The following is a 6,247-nucleotide window of genomic DNA, read 5'->3' on the forward strand; positions in this document are numbered from 1 at the left end:
CGCGCCCGGCTCGCTGAGCGCGAAGGCCGCGACCGCCTCGCCGTCGCTCACCCGGGGGAGCCAGCGGGCGCGTTGGGCCTCGGTGCCGTGGGCGTGCACCGGGTGGGCGCCCAGACCCTGGAGGGCCAGTGCCGTCTCGGCCTCCGTGCAGACGTACGCCAGTGACTCGCGCATCAGACAGAGGCCGAGGGCGCCCGAGGTGAACAGCCGGGAAAGCAGTCCCAGTCGGCCCAGCTCGGCGACGAGGGGGCGGTTGACATGGCCCGGCTCACCCTGGTCCGCCAAGGGGCGTAGGCGTTCGACGGCCAGGGCGCGCAGTTCGGCACGCCAGGCGAGTTGTGCCGGTTCGAGCGAGAATGCGGTCATCGCCGATCCCTTCTCCCCTGGGGGCCATTGCCGAGGCTATCGCGAACTGTTGACTGCCGTCACCAAGGCGATACGCTCGCTGGTGCGAGGCCACCCACGGCATGCGAGCCCACCACCACGTGCGAGTCCACTTCGGCAGGGACGACAGCAGGGGGCGAACGTCATGAAATCCAGGGTCACCGCCCATCTCGACACCTTCGCGCGTGACCGTCTCCCGCCGCCGGACCAGTGGGCGGAGCTGTCCTTCGGGCTCCCCGAGCTGCGCTACCCCGACCGGCTCAACGCCGCCGCCGAGCTGCTCGACGGCGGTGATCCCGGCCGGCCCGTCTTCCGTACGCCCGCCGGGGAGGTCTGGACGTACGGCGCACTGCGGGCCCGGGTCGACCGGGTCGCGCACACGCTGACGTCCGCCCTCGGCGTGGTTCCCGGCAACCGGGTCCTGCTGCGCGGGCCCACCACGCCCTGGCTGGCCGCGTGCTGGCTGGCGGTGCTCAAGGCGGGGGCGGTCGCGGTGACCGTGCTGGCCCAGCAGCGGCCTCAGGAGCTGGCGACGATCTGTGCGCTGGCGCGGGTGTCGCACGCGCTGTGTGACACCCGGCATGTGGACGACCTCACGAAGGCGGACGTCCCGGGGCTGCGGATCACCACCTTCGGCGAGGACGGCCCGCTCGTGCCCGGCCCGCCGACGGCGAACGGGGTCCGGGGCCCGTACGAGGCGGTGGACACGGCGGCCGACGACGTGGCGCTGATCGCGTTCACCTCCGGTACGACCGGGCGGCCCAAGGGGTGTGTGCACTTCCACCGGGACGTCCTGGCGATCGCGGACACCTTCTCGAAGCATGTACTGCGGCCCCGGGCGGACGACGTGTTCGCCGGGTCGCCCCCGCTCGGTTTCACCTTCGGTCTCGGCGGCCTCGTCGTCTTTCCGATGCGGGCCGGCGCCAGCGCCCTGCTGCTCGAACAGGCGGGCCCCAGGCAGCTGCTGCCCGCGGTCGCCGAGCACGGGGTGTCGGTGCTGTTCACCGCGCCGACGGCCTACCGGGCGATGCTCGGGGAGCTGAACGGGTCGGACGGGTACGACGTCTCGTCACTGCGGCGGTGTGTGTCGGCGGGCGAGAACCTGCCCGAGGCCACCTGGCGGGCCTGGCACGAGCGGACCGGACTGCGGATCATCAACGGCATCGGCGCGACCGAACTGCTGCACATCTTCATCTCCGCGGCCGACGACGACATACGACCGGGGACGACGGGGGTGCCGGTACCGGGGTGGCACGCGCGCGTGCAGGACGCGGACGGGGCGCCGGTGCCCGACGGGGAGCAGGGGCTGCTCGCCGTACGTGGTCCGGTGGGGTGCCGCTACCTGGCGGACGAGCGTCAGCGGGAGTACGTGCGGGGCGGCTGGAACGTCACGGGTGACACGTACGTCCGCGAGCCGGACGGGTACTTCCGCTATGTCGCGCGAGCCGACGACATGATCGTCTCGGCCGGTTACAACATCGCGGGCCCCGAGGTCGAGGAGGCCCTGATGCGCCATCCGGAGGTGGTGGAGACGGCGGTGGTGGGGCGGCCCGACGAGGCCCGCGGCCAGGTCGTCGTCGCCTATGTGGTCGTCGCGGCGGGGGCCGTCCGGGACGGCGACGGACTGCGCGCGTTCCTCACGTCGGAGCTGGCGCCGTACAAGTGTCCGCGCGAGATCGTGTTCCTGGACGCGCTGCCGCGCACGGCGACCGGAAAACTCCAGCGGTTCCGGCTACGCACCCTAAGTGACCAGCAGTGATGCCGACGACCTAAAATGATCAACGTGTCCGAACAGCACGCACCACGTTCGCTCATCGTCACCTTCTACGGCGCGTACGGCCGTTCGGTGCCGGGTCCCGTGCCCGTCTCCGAGCTGATCCGGCTGCTCGCCGCCCTCGGTGTCGACGCGCCCTCCGTCCGCTCCTCGGTGTCCCGGCTGAAACGGCGCGGCCTGCTGCTGCCGGCCCGCACGGCGGCGGGGGCGGCCGGGTACGAGCTGTCGGGCGACGCGCGGCAGCTTCTGGAGGACGGCGACCGGCGGATCTACGCGACGGCGCCCGAGCAGGACGAGGGCTGGGTCCTCGCCGTGTTCTCGGTGCCGGAGTCGGAGCGGCAGAAGCGGCACGTGCTGCGCTCCCGGCTGGCCGGACTCGGCTTCGGCACGGCCGCCCCCGGCGTGTGGATCGCGCCGGCCCGGCTGTACGAGGAGACCCGGCACACCCTGACCCGGCTGCGGCTCGACCCGTACGTGGACCTGTTCCGGGGCGAGCACCTCGGGTTCGCGGCGACCGCCGAGGCGGTGGCGCGGTGGTGGGACCTGGCCGGGATCGCCAAGCAGCACGAGGCGTTCCTCGACCGGCACGCGCCCGTGCTGCACGACTGGGAGCACCGCGTGGACACCCCGTCGCAGGAGGCGTACGCCGACTACCTGCTGGCCCTGGACTCCTGGCGCCAACTGCCGTACGCCGACCCCGGGCTGCCCGCCGCGCTGCTTCCGGCGGACTGGCCGGGCGTGCGTTCGGCGGCCGTGTTCCGGGCGCTGCACGCGCGGCTGCGGGACGCGGGGGCAGCGTTCGCCGGCACCGAATCGTAAAGCCCTGTAACAATCTCGTTCACAAAGGGAACCCTCAGGGTTCTACTTCAATCTTCTCAGAATCCTTACTTACCATCCTGACGCATGAGTCTCATGCGCAACCTGAACCGTGCTCTCACCGCCACCACGGGTCTGCAAGTACGCAGAGCCCCCGCGGCGGCGCCCGCCGCTCCCAGGGACACGGCGCCGAAGCCGGCCGCGAAGAAGCCCACGGCGGTGTACCGATGTCCGGCTCCCGAGGACCTCGCCACGGACCGGTTGCTCAGGCAGCCGGTCTTCATCATGTCTCCCGTGCGGTCCGGCTCCACCCTGCTGCGGATGCTGATGAACGCGCACCCGCGGCTGCACTCCCCGCACGAACTGCACATACGCCGTCTGGAGGTGGGCTACGGCAGCAGGTTGTCGCAGAAGGCGATGAGCGCCCTCGACCTGGAGCGCGGTGACCTGGAGCATCTGCTGTGGGACCGGGTCATGCACCGCGAACTGGTCAGGTCGGGCAAGGACTTCGTCGTCGAGAAGACCCCGAGCAACGCCTTCGTGTACGAGCGCATCCGGGACTGCTGGCCCGACGCCCGCTTCGTCTTCCTGCTGCGCCACCCGGTCTCCATCGCCCAGTCGTGGCACGAGGGCGACCCCGACAAGCGCACCTACGACGAGGCCGCCACCGACGCGCTGCGCTACATGAAGGCCGTCGACAAGGCCCGCGAGGCGCTCACGGGCCACACCGTGCGCTACGAGGACATCACCGCCGAACCCGAGAAGGAGATGCGGCGGCTCTGCGACTTCCTCGACATCGCCTTCGAACCGGCCATGCTCGACTACGGCAGGAAGGACGATGCCCAGGTCGTGAAGGGCCTCGGCGACTGGCGCGACAAGATCAGGACCGGTCAGGTGCAGTCGGGGCGCGCGCTCCCCGCCGAGGACGACATCCCGGAGATCCTGCGGCCGATGTGCCGGGCGTGGGGCTACGGCAAGTGAGGCCGCACGCCGAGATAGCCGAGGTCTGGCCGCGTGGCGGCCGCATCAGACTCCTCGGACGCATCCACGGGGTACCGGCGGAAGGCACCTGGCGACTGGTCCTCACCCGCCGTTCCCACGCCGGCCTCAGGCTGCGCTACGACGCCGCCGTCCAGGGCGACCGCTTCGAGAGCGAGCTGCCCGTCGGCGACCTCGCCGCCTCCGACCGGGCGCCCGTCGAGGAGTGGGACATCCACCTCACCGACGGCGAGGTCGAACTGCGCGCCGGGAAGCACCTCGACGACGTACGCGGCAAGAAGAGGATCTTCGTGTATCCGGAGCAGCGCACCGGAGACCTCCGTGTGCGCCCCTATTACACGATCAAGGACAACCTGTCTCTGGAGTGCCGCACGGGAGGCCCCGCATGACCGACCGCCGTCCACTCCCCCAGCGCCCGCACGTCCGGTATCTGCTGCTGCACGCGTACGGCCGGGGCGGCACCATCCGCACGGTGATGAACCAGGCCAACTCCCTCGTGGCGGCGGGCTGGACCGTGGAGATCGTCAGCGCGCTGCGCCGCCGAGACGACATCCAGTTCCCGCTCGACCCCCGGGTGAGGGTCTCCACCGTCGTGGACATGCGCGAGGGCGCCCACACCCCGCCGTCGGGCCTCGTCGCCCGCTGGCGCGACCGCAGGCGCGGCGAACTGCTGGAGGCGCCCGCACGGCACGTCCCGAAGGGCGAGTTCGGTTACCGCTACTTCAACCGGTACGTCGAGGACCGGCTCATCGCGTACCTGCGGTCACTGACCGACGGCGTCCTGGTCACCACCCGCCCCGCGTTGAACTTCCTGGCCGCGGAGCACGCCACCGGCGGTGTGGTCCGCGTCGCCCAGGAACACATGAACCTCGGCACCCACAAGCGGGACGTGCAGCAGCGCATCCGGGAGACGTACCCGCGCTTCGCCACCGTCGCCGTGCTCACCGCGCGTGATCGCGACGAGTACGCGGAACTCCTGCCCGGCACCCGGGTCGTCCGCATCCCCAACGCCGTGCACTCCCTCGACCAGGTCCCCGCCGACCCGAGGTCGAAGATCGCGGTGGCGGCCGGCCGGCTCTTCCCGCAGAAGGGCTTCGACCTGCTGATCCCGGCCTGGGCGAAGCTCGTCGAGGCCTACCCCGACTGGCAGTTGAGAATTTACGGCAGCGGTGAGAAGAAGTCGGAACTTCGTCACCTGATCGAAGAACACCATCTCTACAATCACGTCTTCCTCATGGGACACACCGACCGCTTGGACGACGAACTCGCCAAGGCCTCCTTCTATGTGCTCAGTTCACGCTTCGAGGGGCTGCCGATGGTGATGATCGAGGCGATGAGCCACGCCCTTCCCGTGGTGAGCTTCGACTGCCCGACCGGCCCCGCCGATGTGCTCACGCACGGCGTGGACGGGCTGCTCGTCGCACCCGAGGACCCCGACGCGCTCGCCGACGCCATGGCCAGGCTGATGGCCGACGAGGTGCTGCGCGCCGACATGGGCGTGGCGGCGGTCCTGACGGCCGCCAGTTACGGCCCGGACTCCGTCCATCACCGCTGGGAGTCCCTCTTCACCTCCCTCCACGAGCAACGGCACGGCATCGCCGCCGGCGCCGCGAAAGGAACGCACGCATGACCACCTCGTCCAGGGCGTCCAAGGCCCAGGGAGCCACGGTCTGGCTCACCGGACTGCCGAGCGCGGGCAAGACCACCATCGCCCGTGTCCTCGCCGGCCGGCTGCGGTCCGAGGGGCACCGTGTGGAGGTTCTCGACGGTGACGAGATCCGCCGCTTCCTCTCGGCCGGCCTCGGCTTCTCCCGCGAGGACCGCCACACCAACGTGCAGCGCATCGGCCTGGTCGCCGAGGTCCTCGCCCGCAACGGCGTGCTGGCCCTGGTCCCCGTCATCGCGCCGTACGCCGACAGCCGCGAGGCCGTCCGGGGGCGCCACGACGTGAGCGGCACGCCGTACATCGAGGTGCACGTCGCCACCCCCGTCGAGGTGTGCAGCGAGCGCGACGTGAAGGGCCTGTACGCCCGTCAGGCCGCGGGCCGGCTCAAGGGACTGACCGGTGTCGACGACCCGTACGAGCCGCCGGCCGACCCCGCGCTCGTGCTCCCCACACAGGACCAGACGCCCGAGGAGTCGGCCGCGTCCGTGTACGCGCTGCTGGCGGACCGGTGCCTCGTATGACCGTCCACACGCTGTCCCACCTGGACGCGCTGGAGTCCGAGGCCGTCCACATCTTCCGTGAGGTGGCGGGTGAGTTCGAGCGGCCGG

The 6,247-nt window shown here is 71.1% G+C and carries 7 protein-coding genes and 1 pseudogene; 7 read left to right on the forward strand and 1 reads right to left on the reverse strand.

The window, feature by feature from the left end; genetic code table 11:
- Nucleotides 1–366, reverse strand: a 366-nt coding sequence (locus tag AWZ10_RS37530) for an acyl-CoA dehydrogenase family protein (RefSeq protein ID WP_208618622.1), incomplete at its 3' end; no start/stop codon positions are given.
- Between the two features lie 163 nt (nucleotides 367–529).
- On the opposite strand from AWZ10_RS37530, the gene AWZ10_RS37535 reads away from it, so the two are divergent.
- The 7 genes and pseudogenes from AWZ10_RS37535 to AWZ10_RS50830 all read left to right on the forward strand — a co-directional run.
- The gene (locus tag AWZ10_RS37535) at nucleotides 530–2,143 is read left to right on the forward strand and encodes an AMP-binding protein (RefSeq protein WP_060893244.1); all 1,614 of its coding nucleotides are present in this window, start codon (nucleotides 530–532) and stop codon (nucleotides 2,141–2,143) included.
- A gap of 15 nt (nucleotides 2,144–2,158) precedes the next feature.
- Nucleotides 2,159–2,977 carry a PaaX family transcriptional regulator gene (locus tag AWZ10_RS37540; protein ID WP_060893245.1) on the forward strand — a complete coding sequence of 273 codons (819 nt, stop codon included), beginning with the start codon at nucleotides 2,159–2,161 and terminating at the stop codon, nucleotides 2,975–2,977.
- Nucleotides 2,978–3,061: 84 nt separating this feature from the next.
- On the forward strand, nucleotides 3,062–3,955 hold the full coding sequence (locus AWZ10_RS37545) for a sulfotransferase family protein (protein WP_046708769.1): 894 nt from the start codon (nucleotides 3,062–3,064) through the stop codon (nucleotides 3,953–3,955).
- A complete protein-coding gene (locus AWZ10_RS37550; RefSeq protein ID WP_046708768.1) occupies nucleotides 3,952–4,362 on the forward strand; it encodes a hypothetical protein in 411 nt (136 codons plus the stop codon). Before AWZ10_RS37545 ends, AWZ10_RS37550 begins: the two co-directional genes overlap by 4 nt.
- Nucleotides 4,359–5,603: a glycosyltransferase family 4 protein gene (locus AWZ10_RS37555; RefSeq protein WP_046708767.1), complete on the forward strand. Its 1,245-nt coding sequence runs from the start codon at nucleotides 4,359–4,361 to the stop codon at nucleotides 5,601–5,603. Before AWZ10_RS37550 ends, AWZ10_RS37555 begins: the two co-directional genes overlap by 4 nt.
- Nucleotides 5,600–6,160 (forward strand): adenylyl-sulfate kinase, encoded by a 561-nt coding sequence (cysC, locus tag AWZ10_RS37560; protein WP_046708766.1) that lies wholly within the window; start codon nucleotides 5,600–5,602, stop codon nucleotides 6,158–6,160. Before AWZ10_RS37555 ends, cysC begins: the two co-directional genes overlap by 4 nt.
- Nucleotides 6,157–6,247, forward strand: a pseudogene (locus tag AWZ10_RS50830) (sulfate adenylyltransferase subunit CysD); the annotation flags it as partial. The gene cysC and the pseudogene AWZ10_RS50830, both read left to right, overlap by 4 nt.

This window comes from Streptomyces europaeiscabiei, assembly GCF_001550375.1.
Classification (GTDB): domain Bacteria; phylum Actinomycetota; class Actinomycetes; order Streptomycetales; family Streptomycetaceae; genus Streptomyces; species Streptomyces europaeiscabiei.

Coding starts and splice junctions, on each gene's coding strand:
- AWZ10_RS37535 (WP_060893244.1), top strand. CDS start 530: ATGAAATCCAGGGTCACCGCCCATCTCGACACCTTCGCGCGTGACCGT.
- AWZ10_RS37540 (WP_060893245.1), top strand. CDS start 2,159: ATGATCAACGTGTCCGAACAGCACGCACCACGTTCGCTCATCGTCACC.
- AWZ10_RS37545 (WP_046708769.1), top strand. CDS start 3,062: ATGAGTCTCATGCGCAACCTGAACCGTGCTCTCACCGCCACCACGGGT.
- AWZ10_RS37555 (WP_046708767.1), top strand. CDS start 4,359: ATGACCGACCGCCGTCCACTCCCCCAGCGCCCGCACGTCCGGTATCTG.
- cysC (WP_046708766.1), top strand. CDS start 5,600: ATGACCACCTCGTCCAGGGCGTCCAAGGCCCAGGGAGCCACGGTCTGG.